The sequence below is a fragment of the Streptomyces virginiae genome, from assembly GCF_041432505.1.
Classification (GTDB): Bacteria; Actinomycetota; Actinomycetes; order Streptomycetales; family Streptomycetaceae; genus Streptomyces; species Streptomyces virginiae_A.
The window spans coordinates 7,936,816-7,959,045 of sequence record NZ_CP107871.1; the positions used below are offsets into that span (position 1 = coordinate 7,936,816).

The 22,230-nt window shown below is 71.0% G+C and carries 23 protein-coding genes and 1 pseudogene; 13 read left to right on the top strand and 11 right to left on the bottom strand.

All coding sequences use genetic code 11. The annotated features are described in order from the left end of the window. Window positions 1-186 precede the first annotated feature (186 nt). The 4 genes from OG624_RS36655 to OG624_RS36670 are packed head-to-tail and all read left to right on the top strand — an operon-like array spanning window position 187 to window position 2,219. Window positions 187-1,230, top strand: coding sequence for a YihY/virulence factor BrkB family protein (locus OG624_RS36655; protein WP_078909049.1), 1,044 nt, complete (start codon window positions 187-189; stop codon window positions 1,228-1,230). After that, window positions 1,193-1,606, top strand: coding sequence for a phage holin family protein (locus tag OG624_RS36660; RefSeq protein WP_033216007.1), 414 nt, complete (start codon window positions 1,193-1,195; stop codon window positions 1,604-1,606). The genes OG624_RS36655 and OG624_RS36660 overlap by 38 nt, the downstream gene beginning before the upstream one ends. Continuing rightward, entirely contained in the window at window positions 1,603-1,956 is a 354-nt protein-coding gene (locus OG624_RS36665) for a DUF3618 domain-containing protein (RefSeq protein ID WP_051762748.1), read from the top strand. The genes OG624_RS36660 and OG624_RS36665 overlap by 4 nt, the downstream gene beginning before the upstream one ends. Further along, entirely contained in the window at window positions 1,953-2,219 is a 267-nt protein-coding gene (locus tag OG624_RS36670; protein WP_033216008.1) for a DUF4235 domain-containing protein, read from the top strand. Before OG624_RS36665 ends, OG624_RS36670 begins: the two co-directional genes overlap by 4 nt. A gap of 51 nt (window positions 2,220-2,270) precedes the next feature. On the opposite strand, the gene OG624_RS36675 is transcribed toward OG624_RS36670, so the two are convergent. Beyond that, on the bottom strand, window positions 2,271-2,510 hold the full coding sequence (locus OG624_RS36675; RefSeq protein ID WP_371589372.1) for a hypothetical protein: 240 nt from the start codon (window positions 2,508-2,510) through the stop codon (window positions 2,271-2,273). 101 nt (window positions 2,511-2,611) lie between these two features. After that, a complete protein-coding gene (locus OG624_RS36680; protein WP_158711750.1) occupies window positions 2,612-2,986 on the bottom strand; it encodes an SsgA family sporulation/cell division regulator in 375 nt (124 codons plus the stop codon). A gap of 238 nt (window positions 2,987-3,224) precedes the next feature. On the opposite strand from OG624_RS36680, the gene OG624_RS36685 reads away from it, so the two are divergent. After that, window positions 3,225-4,733 (top strand): FMN-binding glutamate synthase family protein, encoded by a 1,509-nt coding sequence (locus tag OG624_RS36685; RefSeq protein ID WP_371640414.1) that lies wholly within the window; start codon window positions 3,225-3,227, stop codon window positions 4,731-4,733. 49 nt (window positions 4,734-4,782) lie between these two features. On the opposite strand, the gene OG624_RS36690 is transcribed toward OG624_RS36685, so the two are convergent. Then, the gene (locus OG624_RS36690) at window positions 4,783-5,553 is read right to left on the bottom strand and encodes a YhjD/YihY/BrkB family envelope integrity protein (protein WP_033216952.1); all 771 of its coding nucleotides are present in this window, start codon (window positions 5,551-5,553) and stop codon (window positions 4,783-4,785) included. 193 nt (window positions 5,554-5,746) lie between these two features. Here OG624_RS36690 and OG624_RS36695 point away from each other — a divergent pair, with 193 nt between their 5' ends. The 3 genes from OG624_RS36695 (at window position 5,747) to OG624_RS36705 (ending at window position 9,487) form a co-directional block, all read left to right on the top strand. Continuing rightward, window positions 5,747-6,712, top strand: coding sequence for an LLM class F420-dependent oxidoreductase (locus OG624_RS36695; protein WP_033216014.1), 966 nt, complete (start codon window positions 5,747-5,749; stop codon window positions 6,710-6,712). A 13-nt stretch (window positions 6,713-6,725) separates the two neighbouring features. Next, the gene (locus tag OG624_RS36700) at window positions 6,726-7,397 is read left to right on the top strand and encodes an HAD family hydrolase (protein WP_371640415.1); all 672 of its coding nucleotides are present in this window, start codon (window positions 6,726-6,728) and stop codon (window positions 7,395-7,397) included. A gap of 212 nt (window positions 7,398-7,609) precedes the next feature. Then, window positions 7,610-9,487 (top strand): copper resistance CopC/CopD family protein, encoded by a 1,878-nt coding sequence (locus tag OG624_RS36705; protein WP_371640416.1) that lies wholly within the window; start codon window positions 7,610-7,612, stop codon window positions 9,485-9,487. Here OG624_RS36705 and OG624_RS36710 read toward each other — a convergent pair. The 4 genes and pseudogenes from OG624_RS36710 to OG624_RS36725 form a co-directional block, all read right to left on the bottom strand. After that, window positions 9,468-9,827, bottom strand: coding sequence for a hypothetical protein (locus OG624_RS36710; RefSeq protein ID WP_371589373.1), 360 nt, complete (start codon window positions 9,825-9,827; stop codon window positions 9,468-9,470). The two genes, OG624_RS36705 and OG624_RS36710, sit on opposite strands and share 20 nt — an antisense overlap. Window positions 9,828-9,978: 151 nt before the next feature. Continuing rightward, window positions 9,979-10,449 (bottom strand): annotated as a pseudogene (locus OG624_RS36715) (MFS transporter); the annotation flags it as partial. Between the two features lie 188 nt (window positions 10,450-10,637). After that, window positions 10,638-11,390: a DUF1775 domain-containing protein gene (locus OG624_RS36720; RefSeq protein WP_371640417.1), complete on the bottom strand. Its 753-nt coding sequence runs from the start codon at window positions 11,388-11,390 to the stop codon at window positions 10,638-10,640. A gap of 947 nt (window positions 11,391-12,337) precedes the next feature. Next, the gene (locus OG624_RS36725) at window positions 12,338-12,748 is read right to left on the bottom strand and encodes a RidA family protein (protein ID WP_106971310.1); all 411 of its coding nucleotides are present in this window, start codon (window positions 12,746-12,748) and stop codon (window positions 12,338-12,340) included. Window positions 12,749-13,077: 329 nt separating this feature from the next. On the opposite strand from OG624_RS36725, the gene OG624_RS36730 reads away from it, so the two are divergent. Further along, the gene (locus OG624_RS36730) at window positions 13,078-13,635 is read left to right on the top strand and encodes a DUF3291 domain-containing protein (RefSeq protein WP_033216018.1); all 558 of its coding nucleotides are present in this window, start codon (window positions 13,078-13,080) and stop codon (window positions 13,633-13,635) included. 170 nt (window positions 13,636-13,805) lie between these two features. Further along, window positions 13,806-14,297 (top strand): hypothetical protein, encoded by a 492-nt coding sequence (locus tag OG624_RS36735; protein WP_158711751.1) that lies wholly within the window; start codon window positions 13,806-13,808, stop codon window positions 14,295-14,297. Window positions 14,298-14,353: 56 nt separating this feature from the next. Here OG624_RS36735 and OG624_RS36740 read toward each other — a convergent pair whose 3' ends face one another. Both OG624_RS36740 and OG624_RS36745 read right to left on the bottom strand, forming a co-directional pair. Further along, window positions 14,354-14,977 carry a TetR/AcrR family transcriptional regulator gene (locus OG624_RS36740; RefSeq protein WP_244290676.1) on the bottom strand — a complete coding sequence of 208 codons (624 nt, stop codon included), beginning with the start codon at window positions 14,975-14,977 and terminating at the stop codon, window positions 14,354-14,356. 194 nt (window positions 14,978-15,171) lie between these two features. Then, on the bottom strand, window positions 15,172-16,740 hold the full coding sequence (locus OG624_RS36745; protein ID WP_051762779.1) for a hypothetical protein: 1,569 nt from the start codon (window positions 16,738-16,740) through the stop codon (window positions 15,172-15,174). A gap of 328 nt (window positions 16,741-17,068) precedes the next feature. Between OG624_RS36745 and OG624_RS36750 the strand changes: the two genes are divergently transcribed. The 3 genes from OG624_RS36750 (at window position 17,069) to OG624_RS36760 (ending at window position 21,388) form a co-directional block, all read left to right on the top strand. After that, window positions 17,069-18,319: a cytochrome P450 gene (locus OG624_RS36750; protein ID WP_033216022.1), complete on the top strand. Its 1,251-nt coding sequence runs from the start codon at window positions 17,069-17,071 to the stop codon at window positions 18,317-18,319. A 169-nt stretch (window positions 18,320-18,488) separates the two neighbouring features. Further along, window positions 18,489-19,577, top strand: a complete 1,089-nt coding sequence (locus tag OG624_RS36755; protein WP_033216024.1) for an alpha/beta hydrolase — start codon at window positions 18,489-18,491, stop codon at window positions 19,575-19,577. A 113-nt stretch (window positions 19,578-19,690) separates the two neighbouring features. Further along, the gene (locus OG624_RS36760) at window positions 19,691-21,388 is read left to right on the top strand and encodes an AMP-binding protein (protein ID WP_063733979.1); all 1,698 of its coding nucleotides are present in this window, start codon (window positions 19,691-19,693) and stop codon (window positions 21,386-21,388) included. Window positions 21,389-21,415: 27 nt separating this feature from the next. Here OG624_RS36760 and OG624_RS36765 read toward each other — a convergent pair whose 3' ends face one another. Together OG624_RS36765 and OG624_RS36770 are read right to left on the bottom strand one after the other, a co-directional pair. After that, window positions 21,416-21,925, bottom strand: coding sequence for a hypothetical protein (locus OG624_RS36765; RefSeq protein WP_033216961.1), 510 nt, complete (start codon window positions 21,923-21,925; stop codon window positions 21,416-21,418). A gap of 54 nt (window positions 21,926-21,979) precedes the next feature. Further along, window positions 21,980-22,180 (bottom strand): hypothetical protein, encoded by a 201-nt coding sequence (locus tag OG624_RS36770; protein WP_033216028.1) that lies wholly within the window; start codon window positions 22,178-22,180, stop codon window positions 21,980-21,982. Window positions 22,181-22,230: the final 50 nt, after the last annotated feature.

A 22,230-nucleotide genomic window follows, 5' to 3' on the forward strand; every position in this document is an offset into this window, starting at 1 on the left:
CCCGTCGGGTGGAGCGCATATCACCCAGAATCGCACCTGAGGGATATTTCGTCGATGAAGCAAGGATTTGCTACCTGATGTACCGGGGTCCTCCCGCGCATGCGAGACGTCCGACCGCGAGCGGCCACCGGCGGATCGGACCCGACGTAGTGGCATGCATTCCGCCAGGGCGGATAGCCGCAGGGTATGAAGCCCACCGATCTGCCGAAACGATCCTGGCGCGCCGTGCTGCGCGGTACGGCGAGGGAGTTCCAGAACGACGAGCTGGCCGATCGCGCGGCGGCCCTGACCTACTACGGCGTGTTGGCGCTCTTCCCCGCCCTCCTCGTCCTCGTGTCCCTGCTGGGCATCGCCGGTGAGTCGACGACGGCTCGGGTGCTGGACAGCCTGCGGAGTCTGGCGCCCGGCTCGGTCCGGGACGTTCTCAGTGACGCCGTGACGCAACTGCAGGGCCGCAGCGGGGTCGGCTCACTGGTCGCCGTCGTCGGCCTGGTCGTCGCCCTGTGGTCCGCGTCCGGCTTCGTCGCCGCCTTCATCCGTGCCTCGAACGCCGTCTACGACGTCCCCGAGGGCCGGTCGATGTGGAAGATCCTTCCGCTTCGCCTGGCACTGACCGTCACGCTCATGCTCCTGGCGTGTGCGAGCGCACTGATCGTGGTCTTCAGCGGGGGCCTGGCCCGGAGGGCCGGCGAGGTGCTCGGTGTGGGCGACATCGGGCTCACCGTGTGGTCCGTCGCGAAGTGGCCGGTCCTGGTCCTCCTCGTCACCATCATGATCGCGTTGTTGTACTGGGCCGCCCCGAACGCCAAGGGGCGCGGCTTCGCCTGGGTCACCCCGGGCAGCTTCCTGGCCCTGGCGATCTGGATGATCGCCTCGGCGGGCTTCGCCGTCTACGTCGCGAACTTCGCGTCCTACAACAAGACGTACGGCACGGTCGCGGGCGTGATCGTCTTCCTGGTGTGGCTGTGGATCACCAACCTCGCCATCCTCCTCGGGCTGGAGTTCGACGCGGAACTGACCCGCCAACGGGCGATCGCGGAAGGGCTGCCCGCGCACGAGGAGCCGTACGTGCGGCCCCGCGACACCAAGGCGTGGAGCGACGAGGACCGTCGCCGGATGGAGGCGTCTTCCCTCCCTTCCGGCCGTTGCGAACGAGAGACATCCGATCGACCTGAGAACGAGGTGGAGAACAGTGAGCACGATCGAACAGAGGAGTCGCCCCGCCGATGATTCGGTGGGCGTGCTGATCTCGCGGGCATCCCAGCAGATCTCGGAGCTGGTGCACCAGGAGATGCAGCTCGCGCGCGTGGAGATGACGCGGAAGTCGAAGCGGTACGGGACGGGCGGAGGCCTCTTCGGCGGAGCCGGACTCCTCGGCTTCCTGGCCGCACAAGCCCTGGTGGTGGCGGGGATCGCCGCGCTGGCCCTGGTGCTTCCCGTCTGGGCCTCGGCCCTGATCGTCACCGCCGTACTGGCCGCGAGCGCCGCCGTGGTGGCGATGGTGGGCAAGAAGCAGATCACGAAGGCCGGCACACCGGCGCCCGAGCAGACGATGGAGAGCCTCAAGGCCGACGTCGCCGCGATCAGGGAGAAGGCACACCGATGACCAGCCGGCCCCACGACGGACCCGTTCCCCGGCAACCAGCCACCCGACAACCCACCGCCGACGAACCCTCTCCCGAGGAACTGCGGGCACGGATCGAGCACACCCGGGACCAGCTCGGCCGCACCGTCGAAGCGTTGGCCGCCAAGGCCGACGTCAAGGCGCAGGCCACGGAGAAGGCCGCCCACGTCACAGGGCAGATCCGGGACAGGGTCGAACACGTGGCGCACCTGGCGGCGGAGAAGACACCCGACCCCGTACTCGACAAGGCGGGCCGGGCCGCACTGCTCACGGTCGGCGCCGCGCTGATCGTCTTCCTGCTGGTGCGGGGCAACCGGAGGAGGAACCGGTGAAGGCATCCGCGATCGCGTACAAGCCGGTCGGGTTGGTGTTGGGCGCCGTCAGCGGCGCACTCGCCGGACTGGTGTTCAAGCAGGTCTGGAAGCTGATCGAAGGGGCGGACGAGGCTCCCGAGGCGACCGACGAGGACCGCACCTGGCGGGAGATCCTGATCGCCGCGGCCCTGCAAGGCGCGATCTTCGCGGCCGTCAAGGCCGCAGTCGACCGCTCCGGTGCGGTGGCGACACGGCGCGTCACGGGTACCTGGCCCGACTGAAACCGCTGCCAGGCCCACGGGCCTGGCAGCGGTTCTCGTGAGGCCGTGGCGTCAGTGCTCCCGTCCGGGGCGGCGCCGTTCCCGTGCGGGTTCGCCGCCGGCACCCGGCCGGTCCAGCCGGCTCGCCTCGTCCGTGTCCGCCGCCCGTACGGGCGGTTCGTCCTCGGGGGCCGCCTTGGTGCCGGGCGCGGTGCGCGGTGTTCCGCGACGTCGCTGCTCGTCGTGGTCGTGGTCGTGGTCGTGATCGTGGTGGTGGAGCGGGGCGCCGCCGGCGCCGCCTTGGTCTTCCATGGCGAAAACCTCCTGTGCCGTGCGTCGGGTCCCCCGAGCGGCGGCTGCCCGAACCCTGCCACCGGAAACCCGCACGCCCGGCCGGCCGGCCTCTGCGGTCCTCAGTCCGGGCATCGGATGCTGTGCAGGAACCCGTCGATGTCCCAGGACTCGGACCCGCGCGCCACCAAGTCGTAGGACTGATCGAGGAAGCAGCTCACCTGCGCCGAGTCGGCGATCAGCACCGCGGACTCGTACCCGGCCGGCGTGTCTCCCCACAGCTGCATGACCAGCGTGCGATGGCCGTCCGCCCACCGCGGGCGGAGGCTGATGTCACCCTCTCCCACGGGTCGGTGCACCCCTTCGGCCAGCATGTCCCGCTCGAAATGCCACGGGATGGGACGCCCGGCGTCCAGCATGAAGTCGAACCGGACCGCGTAGGGGTCGGAGGTGTCGTAGACGGCTCGCGTCGGTACCGGCAGGAGGCTGTCGGCCACGGCGAGGTGAGTCGAAATCGTGTCGGAGAGCGAGGACGGCAAGGTGACCTCCACAAGACAACAGGTGATCGGCTGCGCGTACCCGTCGAACACGCCTGGCATTCTGCGTCACCCGTGTGAATCTTGACCCGGTCAGGTGTGGGGGCGGCGCGACGCGTGCCGCAATGTGTGCCGTCAACCCCGCCACCAGGGCCGCGCCGGTGCGATTGACGCCCCGGCTTCGGGACACACGAGCGGTGTGCTGAACATACTTCTCCTCGTCCTGCTCGGAGTGCTCGCGGCGGTGGCCGTCCACGACCTCGTGCAGCGCCGACACTCCATCCTGCGGAACTATCCGCTGCTGGGGCACCTGCGGTTCGCCCTGGAGGCGCTGCGCCCGGAGATCCAGCAGTACTTCATCGAGCGGAACTTCGACGGCCGCCCCTTCGACCGGGACACCCGCAGCATCGTCTACGAACGGGCCAAGGGCACCGACGACGAGGAGCCCTTCGGTACCGAACGCGACCTCCACCAGGCCAGCAGCGAATACCTCACCCCGTCCATGGCCCCACGACCGGTGCGCGTCGATGCGCCCCGGGTCCGGATCGGCGGCCCCGGCTGCACCAAGCCGTACGACATGGCCCTGCTCAACGTCTCGGCGATGAGCTTCGGCTCGCTGTCCGCCAATGCCGTGCGTGCCCTCAACACCGGTGCCCGGCTGGGCGGCTTCGCCCAGGACACCGGTGAGGGCGGTCTCTCCGAGCACCACCTGGAACCCGGCGGGGACCTCGTCTGGGAGATCGGCACCGGATACTTCGGCTGCCGCACCGACGACGGGGACTTCGACCCACGTCAGTTCGCCGAGAAGGCCGGACGCGAGCAGGTCAAGTGCGTCCTGCTGAAGATCAGCCAAGGCGCCAAGCCCGGTATGGGCGGAGTGCTGCCGGGCGCCAAGGTGAACGCGGAGATCGCGGAGGTCCGCGGCGTTCCCCGAGGACGGACCGTGGTCTCCCCACCCTTCCACCGCGTCTACACCACCCCACGCGAACTGGTCCGCTTCCTGGCGCGGATGCGCGAACTGGCCGACGGCAAACCCGTCGGGTTCAAACTGTGCGTCGGCTCCCGCCGCGAGTTCCTCGCCGTGTGCAAGGCCATGCTGGAAGAGGACACCACGCCCGACTTCATCGTCGTCGACGGCGCGGAGGGCGGCACGGGCGCGGCTCCGCTGGAGTTCGCGGACCACGTCGGCCTGCCGCTCGACGAGGGGCTGATGACCGTGCACAACGCCCTCGTCGGCGTCGGCCTGCGCGACCGCGTCCGGATCGGGGCCTCCGGCAAGGTCGCCACCGGCAGCGACCTCGTCAAACGCCTGATCCAAGGAGCCGACTACACCAACGCCGCCCGCGCGATGATGTTCGCGATCGGATGCATCCAGGCCCAGCGCTGCCACACCAACACCTGCCCGGTGGGCGTCGCCACCCAGGACCGGCGTCGGGCCCGCGCCGTCGACGTCGGCGACAAGTCGCGGCGCGTCGAGCGCTACCAGAAAGCCACGGTGCGGAGCGCACTTCGGATCATGGCGGCGATGGGCGTCGACAGCCCGGCCGAGCTGCGTCCCCACCAACTGCTCCAACGGGTCGACCCGTACACGGTGCGCTCGTACGCCGAGATCCATGAATGGCTCACCCCCGGACAACTGCTCGCATCAGCGCCCGACGCCTGGGCATCCGACTGGCGGGCGGCCGACCCCGACCGCTTCACCCACTGAGACCGAGGGAGGACACTCCCGTGGCACGAACCGTGCCACGCGTGATCGTCTACGCCCTCGAGGACCGGCGCGGCAGCCTCTCGTGGAACAGTCGGCCGACGAGCGCGCCACCGAAGACGACCACGCCGATGGCGACGAGCCAGGTCTGGATGACGAGGACGGTTCCGAAGGGGCCGTACGTGACCGCGCTCGAGGCGATCAGCGGTGAGAAGACGAGACGGGAGAAGATCCGCAGGCCGAGCAGTCCGAGCATGGTGGCCACGGCCCCGGGGAGGAGGGCGATCCAGCCGACCCGGCCGGCGAGCAGCAGCCGCTGGGACCACCAGAAGAACAGGGTGCCGATCAGGAACGTCACACCGCCGCGGGCGGGGGAGTCCCGCCACGGCGGGGAGATCGCCGACAGGTAGAGCACGCCGACCAGTACGGCGAGCCACAGCGCGTGCCGCCACCGGGCCCACCAACGGGCCGGGGACAGGTCCCAGACCTGCTCGTAGCCACTCTGCAGCACGGTCCCGAAGGACAGGCCGAACACGGTCAGCAGGGCCAGGCCGAAAGCCGTCGTGGTCCGCCACGCCTGACCGGGCAGGGCGAACAGTCGCTCGATCTCCAGTCTGGCCGGCGCCGATACGCCGAGCCCGTCCCCGAGCCACTGCGCGAACCCCCGCCCGTCGGCGGCGTCCGCCGCGGCGACGACGATCAGCAGCGGTACCAGGGTCAGGAACCCGAGCGCGGCGAACCCCAGCGCGCGTTGCCACAGCCCCAGGTCCCGCACGTGACCCCAGCGGCGACCGGCCCGCGCACGGCGGAACGCGCTGCGCATCCGGCCGACGGGCGACAGCCGCCCGGTCGTCGCCGGCGGGCCGAGATCAGGGGAGGTCGGGTCGACGGGCATGGCCGCTCCAGCTGCTGCCCTCCCCACGGTAGGCCGTTCGGGTGGCTCCCTCCACCGAACGGAGCGGGAAGCACTCGGCGAGAAAGGGTTTGGAAAGGCCGATGGCGGCTACGCGCTGGGTATGGTGCTGATCGGATACACGATGATGACCGAGCAGGCCGGCCCCCGAGAGCTGGTCTCCCACGTGGTGGGAGCGGAACGGGCGGGCTTCGATTTCTCCGTGATCTCCGACCACTCGTTCCCGTGGCTGGAGTCCCAAGGGCACGCCTCGTACGCGTGGAGCGTCCTGGGCGCGGCGGCGCAGGCGACCTCCCGCATCCCGCTGATGACGTACGTGACCTGCCCGACGTTCCGCTACCACCCCGCGGTCGTCGCGCAGAAGGCCGCGACCGTGCAGATCCTGTCCGAGGGCCGCTTCCGGCTGGGACTCGGCTCGGGCGAGAACCTCAACGAGCACATCGTCGGTGCGGCCTGGCCCGCCGCCCACGTGCGCCTGGACATGCTGGAGGAGGCCGTCGACATCATCCGGCGGATGTTCACCGGCGAGTACGTGAGCCACCACGGCGCGCACTTCGACGTCGAGAACGCCCGGCTGTGGGACCTCCCCGACGCACCACCCCCGATCGGGATCGCCGTCTCCGGAACCCGTTCGTGCGCAGTGGCGGGCCGGCAGGGTGACCTGGTGATCGCCACGGAACCGCGCCGCGAGCTCCTGGAGCGGTTCGACGCGCACGGCGGCGCGGGAAAGCCGAAGGTCGGCCAGCTCCCCGTCTGCCACGACACCGACCGCGCCGCCGCCGTGGCCCGCGCGCACGACCAGTTCCGCTGGGCGCTCGGCGGCTGGAAGGTCAACGCCGAACTTCCCGGCCCGGACGGTTTTGAACAGGCCGCCCGGCACACCCGGCCCGAAGACGTCGCCGAGGCCATCCCCTGCGGCGACGACGTGGATGCCTTCGTCGACGCGGTGCGCCCCTACGCGGAGGCCGGATTCACCGAGGTCGCCCTCGTCCAGATCGGCGGCGCACACCAGGAACCGTTCCTGGAATGGGCGGAGGCGAAGCTCCTGCCCGCCCTTCGCGAGCTGTGAGGGAGGCCCCGCCATGACTCGCGCCGCGCTCTTCGACGTCGACGGAACCCTCGTGGACACCAACCACATCCACGTCACCTGCTGGTGGGAAGCCCTGCGCCAGGCGGGACACCACGTGCCCATGCACGCCGTACACCGGGCGATCGGCCTGCCCGGCGAGGATCTCCTCTCCCATCTCCTGGGCGAGCAGCGGGACCACTCCGAGGACGACCGACTGAGCGCCGCCCACGACACCCTCTACGCCACGTACTTTCCGAAGCTCCGCGCCTTCGACGCGGCCGCCGACCTCCTGCGCACGTTGTCGGACGCCGGGTGGAAGGTCCTGCTGGTCACCTCGGCCAAGGACGAGGAACTGAGCGCACTGCGCGAGGCCATCGGCGCGGACGACGCGCTCACCGCCACCGCGACCTCCGACGACGTCGAGCAGGGCAAACCCGCGCCCGACCCGGTCCGGCACGCCCTCGACCTGGCAGGGGCACCGGCCGACCGCGCGGTGTTCGTCGGCGACTCCGTCTGGGACATGAAGGCCGCCGCCGGCGCCGGCGTGACCGCGATCGCCCTGCTGTGCGGAGGGATCCCCCGCGCGGACCTGGAGAACGCGGGCGCCGCCGTCGCGTACCGGGACCCGGCGGACCTGCTGGCCCGCCTCGGCGACAGCCCGTTCTCCCGCGTGCCCGCCCGCTGACGGCGGAAGAGGGCGGGTGCCCCTTACAGGGAGAGCGACCCGAGTCGAGCGTTCCGCGCCGTCTTTAGCCGAAGTTGCTCAAACAGCCCGGTCACGCGGCCGGCAACACTATCGTCCACATCCCGCCCCCCACACCGACCGGCCCGCCCAGAGTCCGCCCCTTCGGAGACTGTGCCTACATGCCCAGTGGATCGCCTCCCACGAGGAGGCCGTTGACCGTCCTGGTCCTGGTCGCCGCCGTACTCGCCCTGCTTCTCGGCGGGGCGGGCGCGGCCTCCGCGCACGCCGGACTGAGCGGCTCCGATCCCGCGGACGGCAGCGTCCTGAAGACCGAGCCGCAGCACGTCACGCTCACCTTCACCGAGTCCGTCAGCTTCTCCGACGACTCGCTGCGCGTGCTGTCGCCGGCCAACGAGCGCGTGAACCCCCGCCCCGCGCAGCATGCGGACGGCAAGGAGAACACCGCCCGGGTGGAGCTGTCCGGCAAGCTGCCGCAGGGCACCTACACGGTGGCGTGGCGGGTCGTGTCCGCGGACGGCCATCCGATCTCCGGCGCGTTCGTCTTCTCCATCGGCCGGCCGTCCGAGACCGCCGCGGTGGTGGCCACCGACCCACCGGACGACACGGCGGTCGGCCGCCTGTACGGAGTCCTCCGCCACGTCGCCTACAGCGGCCTCGCCCTCCTCGTCGGAGCCGCCACGTTCGTCCTCGTGTGCTGGCCCACCGCGGGCGCGACCCGTCCCGTGCGCAGGCTGCTGACCGTCGGGTGGGTGGCGCTGACGGCGTCCACGGTGGCCCTGTTGCTGCTGCGCGGCCCGTACGAGTCGGCCGGCTCGGTGACTTCGGCGTTCGACCTGGGTCAGCTGGGCCGGGCCGTCACGACGAGGTCCGGTGGTGCGCTGATGGCACGGCTCGTGCTGCTGGCGGTCATCGCCGTGCTGCTCAGGCGGTGGGCCCGACGGTTCGACGGTGCCGATGACGGCGCGCGGCCGCCCGAACTCGGTTCCCGGGACCGGCAGGTCGGTGCGCTCCTCGCCGTGGCCCTGGCGGTCACCTGGGCCTTCGCGGAACACGCCGCCGCCGGTATCCAGGTGGTGCTGGCCATGCCCGTGGCCGTGCTGCACCTGCTGGCCATGGGGGTCTGGCTGGGCGGCCTGATCACGCTGCTGCTCCTCCTGCGCCGCCGCGGCCCCGCCGATCAGGGCGTTCCGGCTTCGGCGATCGCCCGCTTCTCCCGCATGGCCTTCCGAGCCGTGGCCGTACTGGTCGGCACGGGCGTCTACCAGTCGTGGCGGCAGGTCGGCTCGTGGGAAGCGCTGTCCAGCACGTCGTACGGCCGGACCCTCGTCGTGAAGGTCGCCGTCGTGGTCCTGGTGCTGTGGGCGGCCTCGTACTCCCGCCGCTGGACCGCCCGCCTCGTCTACGAGGCGTCGCCGGCGAAGGCGGTGCGGGTGCGTGCCGCCGAGCGGGCGCGGGTGGCCCAGACGGTGGGTGCGCCCCCCGCTCCGGCCCGGCAGGACCACGACACCGCACCCGACGCGCCTGCCGGGGACGGGCCGGACGAGAAGACGGCGCCGCCCGCCTCCGACGCCGACACGTACCGGCGCGGCCTGCGCCGCATGGTGACCGTCGAAGCCGTACTCGGCGTCGTGGTCCTGGTGATCACCACGGTGCTCACCGGTACCCAGCCCAGTCGCGCCGCCGGTGAGAAGGCCGCGGCAGCCTCGGTGGCCGATTCGGGGGTGAAGGTGCTCACCGTGCCCTTCGACATGGGCACGGCCAACCACCAGGGCACGGTGCAGATCACGCTGTCGCCGGGGCGCGTCGGCGAGAACACGGTCGAAGCCGTCGTCTTCACCGCGGACGGCGGTCTCGCCTCCGTTCCCGAACTCCGCGTCACGCTCACCCAGGAAGAGCTCGGCATCGGCCCGCTCGACGCCAAGCTCAAGAATCAGAAGGGGTATTGGGCCGCCTACGACCTGCGGCTCCCGATGCCCGGCGAGTGGACCGTGAACGTCACGATCCGCACCACCGACATCGACCAGGTCACCGTGCGCGAGACCGTCCGCATCACGTCGGTACCGAGGTGACCGGCTGCGGCCGTGCCGTCAGCCGGCCCGTACGGCTGAGCGCGGCGAGCGCCGCGGCGCAGCCGCCGCCGAGCAGGGCGAGGACCAGCCAGGGCAGGGCGGGACGGCCCATGTCGCGGGTGGTGTCGAGGAGGGCGCCGGTGGCGAGGTTCCCGAGGGTGATGCCGATCCCGCAGACGGTGTTGTAGAGGCCGTAGTGGGTGGCCACCCAGCTGCCTCCGGCGAGGGAGACGACGGTGTCCATCTCGAACGGGTAGAGCACGGTGGTGGCCACGGCGAGGAGCCCCGCGCACAGCAGCAGCGGGGTGACGGCGAGCGCCGCGGACCAGCCGCCTGCCATCGGCGGGGAACCGGCTGTCAGCAGGGGCGGAAGGAAGGCGGCTCCCATGAGGGCCGTGCCGGCGGTCAGACAGCGTGCCGGTGTCCCAGGTACGTGTGCACCAGGCGGTGATGCGGAGTTGGCCGACGAGGGCGACGAGTCCGGACACGACGAACAGCGCGCTCGTGGCCGTGGTGGTGAACGCTCCGCCGCCGGTGCGGTGTTCGGTCTCCAGCGGCAGGGCCAGGTACACCTGGAAGGACAGGACGTAGGAGCCGGTCATGGCCAGGGAGAACAACCAGAACGGCCGGTTGCGGAGCACGGCGCCGGCCTGGTCGCGCAGGGCGGGCCGGTCCGCCCGCGGTGTCACGGTGTTCTCCGGGAGGCGACGCAGCTGCAGCAGGGTGAGGCCGGCGAAGAGGGCCGCGGCGACCGCGCAGGTGGTGGGGAAGGAGACCGAGGTCAGGGCCAGACCGAGGAGGGGGCCGAGCAGGATGCCGGTCTGGTGGAAGACGTTGAAGAGCGCGAAGGCTTCGACCCGGCGCTCCGGTCCGGCTTCCGCGGCCAGGTAGGCCCGTACCGCGGGATGGAACAACGCCCCGGCCAGGCCCGTGGCCGCGGACGCGGCGATCAGGGCGGGCAGGGATTCGGCCGCTTTCGCACACGCTGAACAGCACGGCGATCAGGGCCGCCACCAGGGCGACCACCCAGCTGCCGCCCCGACGGCGGTCACGCGACCACGCAAGATTCCACACGGTGACGTCAACGTTACCCTGTGTGCCCGGCCGGTCGGCGCGTGACGTACGCCACGCGCCGACCCGACCGGCCCTGTCAGGCCTGGCTGCGGTTGCGGCGTACCCACCAGAAGGAGCCGGCCGCGGCCGACAGGAGGACGGCGGCGATCGCGCCGACGACGGCCCCGGTGCTGCTGCCCGCGGCCTTGCCGCTCGCCGCCTGCGCGTCCTCACCGGCGCCCGCGGCCGCGACGGGATCGGCCGACGGGGCTGCGGTCGGAGGCTGGGCGGAGGGGACGACCGCGCTCGGCGACGGCGACGGCGCGGGGCTGGGCGCGATCGGCTTGGCGCCGGGAGCCGCCGCCCGGAGCTTGAGCAACGGGGCGGGGTTGTCGACCTTCTCGCCGTCGGTGGGCACCTCGATCCAGCGGGAGATCTTCCCGTCGCCGTAGGTCTCCAGGGTCTTGAAGGCCAGGGACTTCTCGTCGGGCAACTGGCGTACGGTGACGCTGTACTCGGCGTCCGTGCCGGTCGCGAGGGCCGGGCCGCCGATCGCGTAACCGTCCGGCGTGGCCGTCAGCTTCCACTCCTTCGGAGCGTCCTTCAGGGTGACGGCGTCCGGAGCGATGCCCTGCGGCAGGACCACCCGCAACTCCGAGATGCCCGCGGTCTCCGATTCGGCCTCGGAGGTGAAGGACAGCGTCACGTTCTCGGCGAGTGCACGCGGGTCGGAGGCGGTGACCTCGGCATGCGCGGCGGCCGGGCCGGCAGCCACGCCCACGACCACCACGGCGCCCACGGCCGCGATACCCAACCTGCGGAGCCGGCGACGCGTGTGTGTTCCGTTCATGTGGGAGAACCCTCTCGGTACGCGTGACGGGCCTCGACCTGCAGCCGAAGGGCCCGTCAGGATCAGGGGAACGTCTCCTGCACATCTGTCAGGAGGCCCCCGGCGTACCACCGCGTGACACAGCATCGTGGTCACCATCGGCCGCACGGCCGAGCCGGTGCTCGCAACGCGGCGGGCCGGCCGCAAGCCCGTCCACGGCCCTGGCCGGCAGCGGACGCCGAGAGCCGCGACGGTCGCCGCGACGGCTGCCTGAACCCATCGGCCCACCGTCTCCGGCAGCCGGCTCCACACCTGGTCCGCGCGATGCATGAGCAGAGCCATCACACATGCGGCCACGCAGTGGACCGCCGTCATCGTCCACGTGCTGTGGTGGGCCGTACGTCCGATCTCCAGCACGCTTGCGTGCGCTTCGGTGTGCTGGGCGCCGGCCGCCCGGGGTACGGACAGGGCTCGGTGCAGCAGCAGTTGAGCCAGCCCGGTGGCCGTGACCACGTACCACCCGGGGCGGCGCGGTCGGGCCGCGAGCCAGGAGAGTGCGAAGACCATCACCGAACCGACGGTGGCCCGCAGCCAAGGCGCCGGTTCCTCCGACGCCAGATGGTGGCCGACGACCGCCAACATGCCGCTGAGCAGCGTGAACACGGCAGCCCGCAGCCCCCGTCCGCCCCACCTCGACGGCGGCGGACACGAACGCGTCCCCACAGTGGCTTCGGCCATGTCGGGCCCATCATCACCAGACCCGGCCGCTGCCGGGCCCCAACTGTCAATTGCGGAGCAGTTTCGCGCACTCCTGGAGGGTGACGACCTCGTTTTCCAGGAGACGCGAGCCTGGCTGGAGCTTCTTCCCCGCCTCCCTCAGCCCGTCCTTCGACCTTTCAGCCGTTGCGGGGCGATGAGTCGCCTTCCTGCGTGCCGGGGTGCCCTGGCAGGGCTGAAGACGAAGAGGCTCAGCCGGGCAGTGCCACGGTGAGGTCCACTTCGATGAGCTGCCCCGTGAAGCCGAGCTGCGACACACCCAACAGTGTGCTGGCGGTGGTGAACGCCGGCCCGAGAGCTGAGTCGGTGAGCCGGCGCCAAGCGACGCCCAGCACGTCTCTGTCGTCGCTCCGCACGTAGATCACCGAGCGCACCACATGGTTCGGCTCGGCATCGACCGCGGCCAAGGCGATGAGTGCGTTCGCGACGACCTGGTCGACCTGTGCCTCGAGCGATCCGGAACCGACGAGGGAACCGCTGCGATCGAGAGGGCACTGCCCCGCCAGGTAGGCCGTACGGCCGGTCTCCACCACGGTGATGTGGTGATAGCCGGGCGTCTCGTGCAGCTGCTCGGGGTTGATACGAGTGATCTTCGCAGTCATGCCCGCGAGTCTGACCGACTTCCCGCCGGTGCGCATCGCCATTTGTTCCACCGAGCAACACGCGCGGCATCGGCCCGTGACAGGTCGGCCCCGGCGCCCGCGATGACCGGTGCGAGAGGCCACGTGGGCAGGGAAAACGCAACTTCGACAGGGCTCGCCGGGGCGGCTACCTTCACCTGGTCTTCGGCGATCGCCCACGGGCGCACCGGAGTTCCACCAGGTTGAGCCACCCCCGACGGGTGGGTCGGTCATGCCCGCCGCATCCTCGCCCCGACGCGTGAGCCACCGAACCGCGTCCACATCGAGCACCCCCGACCAGGGAGAGACCCATGCCCCGTCTTGCGCTGTACACATTCGGCGTCCTGCAGACACCTCTCGCCGATCCCACCCCTCGCACGCACGAGTTCTACGACATCGGTGGGGCCGTCTACCGGAAGATCGGTCAGCATCCCGGATATCTCGGGCGTGCTGAAGTGGCAGGCGGTGACCGGGGTTTGCTCTTCGGGGCGGACTGGGGTGCATGGGGAGAGTTCGTCGTCCCGACCTGGTACGGCAAGGGCCGCACGGTGGAAACCACCGCCCTGGCCGCGACGCTCTCGCTCTGGACCGACCTGGACCCCGCCTTCGACGCCGTCTACACCGGTCCGCACCGTGAGGCGCTGAACAGGCGTCACGACTGGTTCGAGAGGTCACGGCACCCGAACTACGTGTGCTGGTGGGTCCCCGACGGCGCGATACCCACCTGGCAGGACGGGGTCTCCCGGCTGGAACACCTCCACGACCACGGCACCGCGCCGCACGCGTTCACCTTCCACCACTCGTTCACCCCGGACGGAACTCCGACCAGGGTCGAAGCCATCGGGCCGAAGAGCGACCGGGTCCGCTGAGTCCGTCCCGCCCGGGCGGGCGGTACCACCCGACCGTGGGACGAGAGGATCCGGCCGTGTCACCGAGGTGGGGGGTTGACGATTCAGGGCAAAAGATATGACACTCGAAGTGCAAGTTGTTTTGTGCTTCTTCGTAGCGCTTGATTGCTGTCTGTCACGAAAGGCGAGACATGTCCGTCTACAGCGCCGCCCGAGCATGTTCCCGGACGAGCCCCGCGGGCCCCGCGGGCCGTACGCTCCGTAGCGGGCCGCGTACGCCGTCGGCCTGGAGCGCGCGTACGACCGCTGTCTACGCCGCCGTGGGCGCGGCCGTGGGTGGCATCTGGGCCCTCGGCGGCGACATGCCCGCATGGGAGCACGCCCTGCGCGTCCTCCTGGTGGTGCTCTGCGTCAGCGTGGCCGGACGATTCGTCGGCCGCCGTCTCGCCCGCTCCGGGCGGGCCCTCGTCGACCGCCGGCTGTTCTTCGGCCTGGTGGCGGGGAAGGTGCTCCTCGTGGCCGTCGCGCTGCTCGTCGATCAGCTCGTGGGGCTGTGGTTCGCCGAGCCGGCGCTGATCACGGCCGGCTTCCTGTTCGTCCTGGTGACCCTCGGCGGACCCGCCCTGCACGGGCGGCTGTCGCACGGCACCGCAGGGCCGGGGGAGCGGGCCGCGCTTCCGTAGCGCCCCCGGTCGCACCCGGTCGCCCCGCCCCGCGCCGAGCCCAGCCGGGCCGGGCCTCAGAGGTCCGTGGTGGCGAGCAGGGCGTGGACCGCCGTCTCCATCGTGCGGGCGGCCGCTTCGGCGCTCAGGCCGCTGCTGCGCCAGTGGTACCAGGCGCCCCAGGTCGTCACCGCGTCCAGTCCGTGGAGCACCTCGGATCCGCGCTCGGCGGGCAGACGCCCGAGCTCCTCCGCGAAGACCTCGGCCAGGCGCGCCCGGGCGAGGTCCAGCACCTCTCGGGTGACCTCGGTGACGCGGTCACCCGGTGTCGCCAGGCGCATCAGGGTGAGCTGGGCCGGGGTGATCCACTCCAGGATCCTGGCCCGCTGTTCCGTCAGGGCCGCCACCCGAGTGATACGGGGCCCCGTGGTCGGAAGCGGCCTGATCTGGTCGATCAGTTGCTCCAGCCGACGGGTGATGGCCGTCTCCACCAGCTCGGACATGTCGGTGAAGTGGTGGAACACGAGGCGTCGGGACACGCCGGCCCGCTCGGCGACCCGCTCCGCGGGAAAGGTGGATTCCCCCTCGTCCAGCAGGGACAGGACGGCCTCGGCGATCTTCACCCGGGACTGCCGGCCGCGCTCGGCCCGGCCGTCCGTGGCGCGGTCCTCGGACCGCGGTCGTCGAGCCGGCTCGTTCACGGCGTCCCTCCCCACCTCGCTGGGTGTCATTGTCGCAAACGAAGGGGAAGGCGGCCGCGTCGGCGCGGGCGGACCCGAGGACCCGGCGGGGAGGCGGACAACCCCGCCGGGCGCGCCCGATGGGAAGTCGTGGGCCGGCTGGTCGAGTTGCAGCGGCCCGGCGGTCGCACCGGCGTACCGGCGTACCGGTCCGGTCAGGAGTCCGCGATCCTGACGAGGCCGCCGACGACACCGACATAGGCGGAGCCGTCCCTGCCCAGGGTCACCGGCGCGTAGTGGTTGTTGAAGAGGGGGCCGGAGCCGACCAGTCGGCTCCACACCCGCTCACCCGTCCGTACGTCCAACGCCGTCAGGTACCAGGCGTCGGGCATCGCCGTGGCGCCCTTCCGGCGGGCCGACCGCAGTTCGTCGGCGCTCGGGTGGGTGAAGGTGTAGAGCAGACCCGTCGCGAGGGAGACCTTGCTGACGACGCTCGGAACCCGTTCGCGGTGGTCGGACCAGGCGAGGGAACAGGTACGGGTGGTGTAGTCGACGTGGACCCGGGCCAGGCCGGGTTCGGTGTCGACCTGACGCCCTCCGAGCATTCCCTTCAGGAGCGCGTGGTCCCCGACGACGTAGCCGTAGTTGTTCTCCACGATCAGGTCGCCGCCCACGGCGACGAGACTGTTCTCGTCGGCGCCCTTCCCCGGGCCGAAGACCGGCTGTTCGCACACCTTCTCGGGGCCCGCCTTGCCGCGCGCCATCACGAGTACCCGCATCCGCGGGTCGGCGTTGTCGGTGATGGCCACGTACCCTCCGCCCGGGCCGTCCGCCGGGCCGATGAGCGTGGGCGTGGTGCCGCTGCCCTGGCTGAGCTGGCCGGGCTTCCGCCGCGAACCCCTGTCGTACGCGGCCCGCCAGGTCACGACGGGCCGGCCCGCGGCCGCCGCGTCGAAGCGGTAGAGCGCGTGGTCGCTGACGACGAAGACGCCGCCGGACTCGTCGACCGCGATGCTGTTGGCGATCGTCTCCCCGGGCAGCGCATGGGTGGAGATCGCGCCGGTCGCCGGGTCCAGGACGCCGACCAGGCCGCCGCCGGTCACGAACCACATCCTCCCCGACCAGTCGGGGAGCACGGACACGATCCCGCTGGTGCCGATCGCCGGCGCGAGGTCGTACCGTGCCTCCGTCACGAGCGCGTCGCGCCGGACCGCCACGACCTGGATGGTGCCGTCCTTCGTCGGGACGACGGCCCGGTCGAGCTGATCGAGGTAGAAGTAGCCGCCCCCGGAGACCTCCGTCGGGCTGCTGCCGGCCCTCCCGGGCAGTGTGAGGGAGGCGATCGCCCCGAGGTCGTCCGGATCGAGGAGCATCAGCCGGGGAGCCAGTCCGGGGGTCATGCAGACGGTGACGATCCGACCCCTGGAGTCGAAGGTGACCGAGCCGCAGAGCCCGCCCTGGAGCCTGCTGCGTACGGCGAGCTCGCGGCCGGTGGGGCCGGGGCCTTCGTACGTGTCGCTCTGGTAGGCGTCGCCGTGCAGATTGCCGGCGCCGTTGGCGGCCATGAACGGGTGCTGCGGGACGGCGGGGACGGTGACCGGTCGCGGGGTGACGGCGTGACCGGTGAACGGGGGCAGTGCCGCCCCGCGAGGATCTCCCGGTATGGACAGGGCGGGTCGGGTGGGCAGGGACGCCGCGGTGGCCGGGGATGCGGCGGTGAGGGGCGGTAACAGGGCGGCTGCGGCTGCCGCCAGGGCAGCCAGGGTGCGCGGGAGCGTGCGCATGCGTGAGCCTTTCATCCGTCGACCGGTGGGGCGTGGCGGACCTCTGTCCTGGCGGGCGTGGACCACCGCGAGCCCGTCGAAATATTTGCACTGATGGTGCAAGAATGATGATGCGGCAGTGACCGACGGACTGTCGAGGGTGCGGACCGCGGCGCCTTCCTCGGACCGATCCTCACCCCGCAGACGGCGCACCCGATCCGCCCGCCGAGGGCATGACCTGCCGTTTCTCCACCCGGCAGGCGTCCCCCGGGGCCTCCGTGCATGCTGGGTCAAGCGGGGTCCGGAGCCGGCCGACGACCCGTGAGGACGACGACGGAGGCGGCACACCATGAGCCAAGCCATGCTCCGGAAGATCATCGACTACGCCAACCGCGCCGACCCGTACCCGCTGTACGAGGAGCTGCGCAGGACGCCGGTGTTCCACGACGAGGACGGGCCGTACGTCGTCAGCACCTACCACGAGATCCAGGCCCTGCTGCACGATCCGCGCATCAGCTCCGATCCGCGCAATCTGACGCTGTCGGCGAGCGACCCGTTGGGGCAGGACGAGGGTGACGACTCGACTCTGCCGCCGGTCTTCATCAGGCTCGACCCGCCGGACCACGACCGGCTGCGCCGCATCACGAACCGGCCCTTCGGGCCGCCGCATTCCCCGCACCGGGTCCACGACATGCGCGGCGAGCTCGGTGGCATCGTCTCCGAACTCATCGACGGCATCGTCGGCGCGGGCTCCCTGGAACGGATCGACCTGGTCGAGCAGTTCTCCTATCCCTTCCCGGTGACGGTGATCTGCCGGCTGCTGGGTGTGCCGCACGAGGACGAGCCGCGCTTCCACGTCTGGGCCGACACCCTCGCCGCCAGCCTGGACCCCGATCCGGACGTCGACCCCGGCACCACGTCCAAGGTCGCGGCCGACGCGCAGATCGAGCTCGGCATGTACCTGGCCGGGCTGATCGAGGAACGCCGCAAGAACCCGGGCGAGGACATGCTGTCCCAACTGGCGGCCGTCGACGAGGAACCGGACGGGTCCATGAGCACCCTGGAGATCATCAGCACCGCCGCGCTACTGCTGATCGCGGGTCACGAGACCACGGTCAACTTGATCACCAACGGCATGCTCACCCTGCTGCGCCACCCGGACGTGCTCCGGCGGCTGCGCGAGGACCCGCAGCTGTCCGTACCGATCGTCGAGGAACTGCTGCGCTACGAGCCGCCCGTGCAGCTGCTGCCCCGGCGCAGCGCGCTCGCCGACATCGAGGTGGGCGGGGTGACCATCCCCAAGGGCGCCACGGTTTCGCTGATCCTCGGGTCCGGGAACCGTGACCCCAAGCGGTTCGAGAACCCGGACCGCTTCGACCCCGACCGCACGGACATCCAGCACCTCGGCCTGGGCAGCGGCATCCACAGCTGCTTCGGCGCCCCGCTGGCCCGCCTGGAGGCCCAGCTGGCCCTGAGCGAACTGGCCCGCCGGCTGGAGAACCCCCGACTGCTGGCGGACCCGCCCCCGTACCGCCAGAACGCGGTGCTGCGCGGTCCCCGCCACCTGCCCATCGCCTGCGACGGCATCCGGCCCGCCTGACGGACTCGGTGGCCGGCGCGCGACGGCGGCCACCGGCGGGCTCATTTGAAACCTAAACGACATTTGTTGCATGTTTTTGCAACCTCGCGGGTCGAGAAACACATCCAAAGAGGCGGAGCACCCGTTCTGCCCCGCTCAAGGGCAGCCCCACCCGTTCGGAGCGAAGTTCGTGCACGAGTACCCGCAGTCGCAGCAGCCCCGCCGATCCCGCAAGAAGATGTGGATCGGCTCCGCGGTGGCCGTGGTCCTGCTCGCCGGCGCCGGCGCCGGGGCGATCCTCTGGGCGACGGACCGGTTCGACGGGAACGGCGAGTCCGTCAGCTACGCGAAGCCCTCGACGGGAGCGGGTAAGGACAAGGAGACCGGCGCCGGGAAGCAGGCCGCCGCGCCGACCGCGGACCCTGACGTGTCCCTCCCCGCCGGTCCCTTCACCGACTTCAAGCAGACCGTCAAGCTGGAGGACGGCACCCGCATATCCAAGGCCCGGGTGAAGGGCGCCAAGTCCGGCTTCGACGGCAGCGTCTGGGTGTGGACGCCCAAGGAGTACGACCGCCCGGAGTACGCCAAGAGCGCCTTCCCGGTCATGATCGCGTTGCCCGGAGGCAACGGGAACGCCGACAACTACTGGGCGACCATGCCGAAGCTGGGCCTCCACAAGGCCATCGCCGAGGGCGCCGCGGCCGGCAAGAGCCTGCCGTTCATCGTGGTCATGCCGATCCTCAACCCGGACGCCAAGTACTACTACGACGGCTCCGACATCCCCGGCCAGGCCAAGATGGGCACCTGGATCGGCGAGGACGTACCCGACCTCGCCCGCGCCAACTTCCGTACCTACAAGTCCCGCGACGGCTGGGCCTTCATGGGCAACTCCTCCGGCGCCTTCGTGGGTCTCAAGCAACTCCTGCAGAAGCCGGACCGCTTCCGGGCCGTCATAGCCAACGGCGGCGAGATCGTCCCCGACTCCCCGCTCTGGAAGGGCCACCAGGCGGAGATGGACGCGAACAACCCCGAGAAGCTCGCGCCGAAGCTGATCGGCGCCAAGGGCCCCGAGGTGGACGTCCTCTTCCAGTACGGCACCAAGGAGGGCGGCCGTGACCGGATGGAGAAGTTCCAGCAGCAGTTCGGCAAGGGTCCGATCAAGGTGTCGATCCACGAGATCCAGGGCGGCGACCACAACGGCTGGGACTACGTCCGGGGCATGCGGGAAGGCGCTCTGGAACAGCTCAGCAAGGTGATGAAGGGGCCGAAGCCGCAGTAGGACCTCGCCCCGTCCGGTCGCTCCGGTTGCTCGGTCCTCGGGTTCCTCCGGTTCCGCAGGCCCGTAGGGATGCTCCCCGCACCTCTGGTGTCGCGGCCCGCCGGGAGGGGATCATGGGTGGCGCGCGTTGGTCGTCATCGCCGCGGCGAGTCCAGGAGGTACGTGTGTCCACAGCGTCGAGTCGTGCGTCCGGGAGTACCGAGGTCCCGCTGCTCCGCGAGACGATCGGGGACAACCTCGACCGGACCGTACGACGTTTCCCCGACCGGGACGCCCTCGTGGACGTCGCCGCCGGCCGGCGGTGGACGTACGCGGAGCTGGCCGTCGAGGTGGACGCCCTGGCCCTCGGGCTGCTGGACCTCGGGATCGTCAAGGGCGACCGGGTCGGCATCTGGGCGCCCAACCGCGCCGAGTGGACGCTCGTGCAGTACGCCACGGCGAAGATCGGGGCGATCCTGGTCACCGTGAACCCGGCGTACCGCTCGCACGAGCTGGAGTACGTGCTCGGGCAGTCCGGCATCCGGCTGCTGGTCGCGGCGGAGCGCTTCAAGACCTCCGACTACGCGGCGATGATCGAGGAGGTCCGGCCGCGCTGCCCGGGGCTGGAGTTCACCGTCCTGTTCGACGGGCCGCGGTGGGACGCGCTGCTGGAACGCGGGCGCGGCGGCGACCCGGCCGCGCTGGCACGGGCGCAGGCCGCACTGAGCCCGGACGACCCGATCAACATCCAGTACACCTCGGGCACGACGGGCTTCCCCAAGGGAGCCACCCTCTCGCACCACAACATCCTCAACAACGGCTTCTTCGTGGGCGAGCTGTGCGGATACGACGAGCGTGACCGGGTGTGCATCCCGGTGCCCTTCTACCACTGTTTCGGGATGGTGATGGGCAACCTCGCCTGCACCAGCCACGGCGCGGCGATGGTGATCCCCGCGCCCGCCTTCGACCCGTCGGTGACGCTGGCCACGGTGGAGGCGGAGGCCTGCACCTCCCTGTACGGGGTCCCCACCATGTTCATCGCCGAGCTGGCCGCCCCCGGGTTCGACGGGTACGACCTGTCGAGCCTGCGCACCGGGATCATGGCGGGCTCGCCCTGCCCGGTGGAGGTCATGAACGAGGTCATCGAGCGGATGGGGATGACCGAGGTCTCCATCTGTTACGGCATGACGGAGACCTCGCCGGTGTCCACCCAGACCCGTGTGGACGACTCGGTCGAGCGCCGGGTCTCCACGGTGGGCCGCGTCGGCCCGCACCTGGAGGTCAAGGTGGTCGATCCCCGGTCCGGCCGGACCGCCCCGCGCGGCACCCCGGGCGAACTGTGCACCCGGGGCTACTCGGTCATGCTCGGCTACTGGGGCGAGCCCGAGAAGACCGCCGAGGCCGTCGACCCGGAGGGCTGGATGCACACCGGCGACCTGGCCGTCATGGACGGTGACGGCTACCTGAGCATCACCGGCCGCATCAAGGACATGGTGATCCGCGGCGGCGAGAACCTGTACCCCCGCGAGATCGAGGAGTTCCTGCACGCGCACCCCGACGTCCTGGACGTCCAGGTCATCGGGGTGCCCGACCCGAAGTACGGGGAGGAGCTGATGGCGTGGGTACGGATGCGCGAGGGGGCCGAGCCGCTGACCGCCCAGGCCGTCCGCGCGTACTGCGCGGGGCGGCTCGCCCACTTCAAGATCCCCCGCTACGTCCACGTCGTGGAGGAGTTCCCCATGACCGTCACGGGAAAGATCCGCAAGATCGAGATGCGCGCGATGGCGACCCGCCTGCTGGAGGAGGAGACGGCCGGCGCCGGCGGCGCCTGACCGGCCGCGTCCGGGAGGATCGGTCGGTCATCCTCGCCACGGGTGGTCGGGATCCGCGGTGATCTCGACGTGCTGAGGCGCGTGGCGAGGGAAGGACCAGACGCGGCCCGCGGTGCTCACCGCGGTCACGGTGGTCTCGTCCAAGGTGACCTCGGAGAACGGATTGGACCAGCTGGAGGTCGCGATCCATTCCAGCGTGCCTTCGTCGTCGTCCTGGGTCAGGGCGACCCAGCCGATGCTCCCGTGATCCGCGGACTCTCCGGCCCAGGCGCGGCTTCCGTCGTGAGCGTGCGAGGCGAGCACGGAGCCGACCTCCACCCAGTTGCCGGCACTCCATTCGGTCGCCCGCAGGGCCTCCACCCACTGCCACCGCTCGGCCCGGACGTCGCCGACCCGATCGGGTGGGGAGAGGCGCAGCAGGTCCATCACCGACAGGGAACCGTCGGCGAACACGATGAAGTCCCCGTCGGGTGCTTCCCGCGCACGCCACCGCCGCTGCACCTGGTGAGCCGTGCCGGTCGGGTCGGAAGCATCCATGCCCAGCATGGTGACACGCCGTCCGACACCCGCGCCTCCCCGGGCGGCGGGCTGTCAGACGCGTGCCGTCTTCAGCCCCGTGAGGGCCCGGTCCGCCGCCGCGTATCCCGCCGGCGCGTTGCCGTCCTTCAGAGCTTGCTTCGCCCGCGCGATGTACTCCGCGATCTCTTCGCGGCGCCTCTGGTCGAGCTTCGATTCGGCGTCGGCCCAGATCTGTTCGAGCTGCGCGACCTTCAGGACCAGTCCTTCGGACATCTGTACTCCCCACAGCATGCGGCACTTACGGTAGTGATCTTTTCATGCTC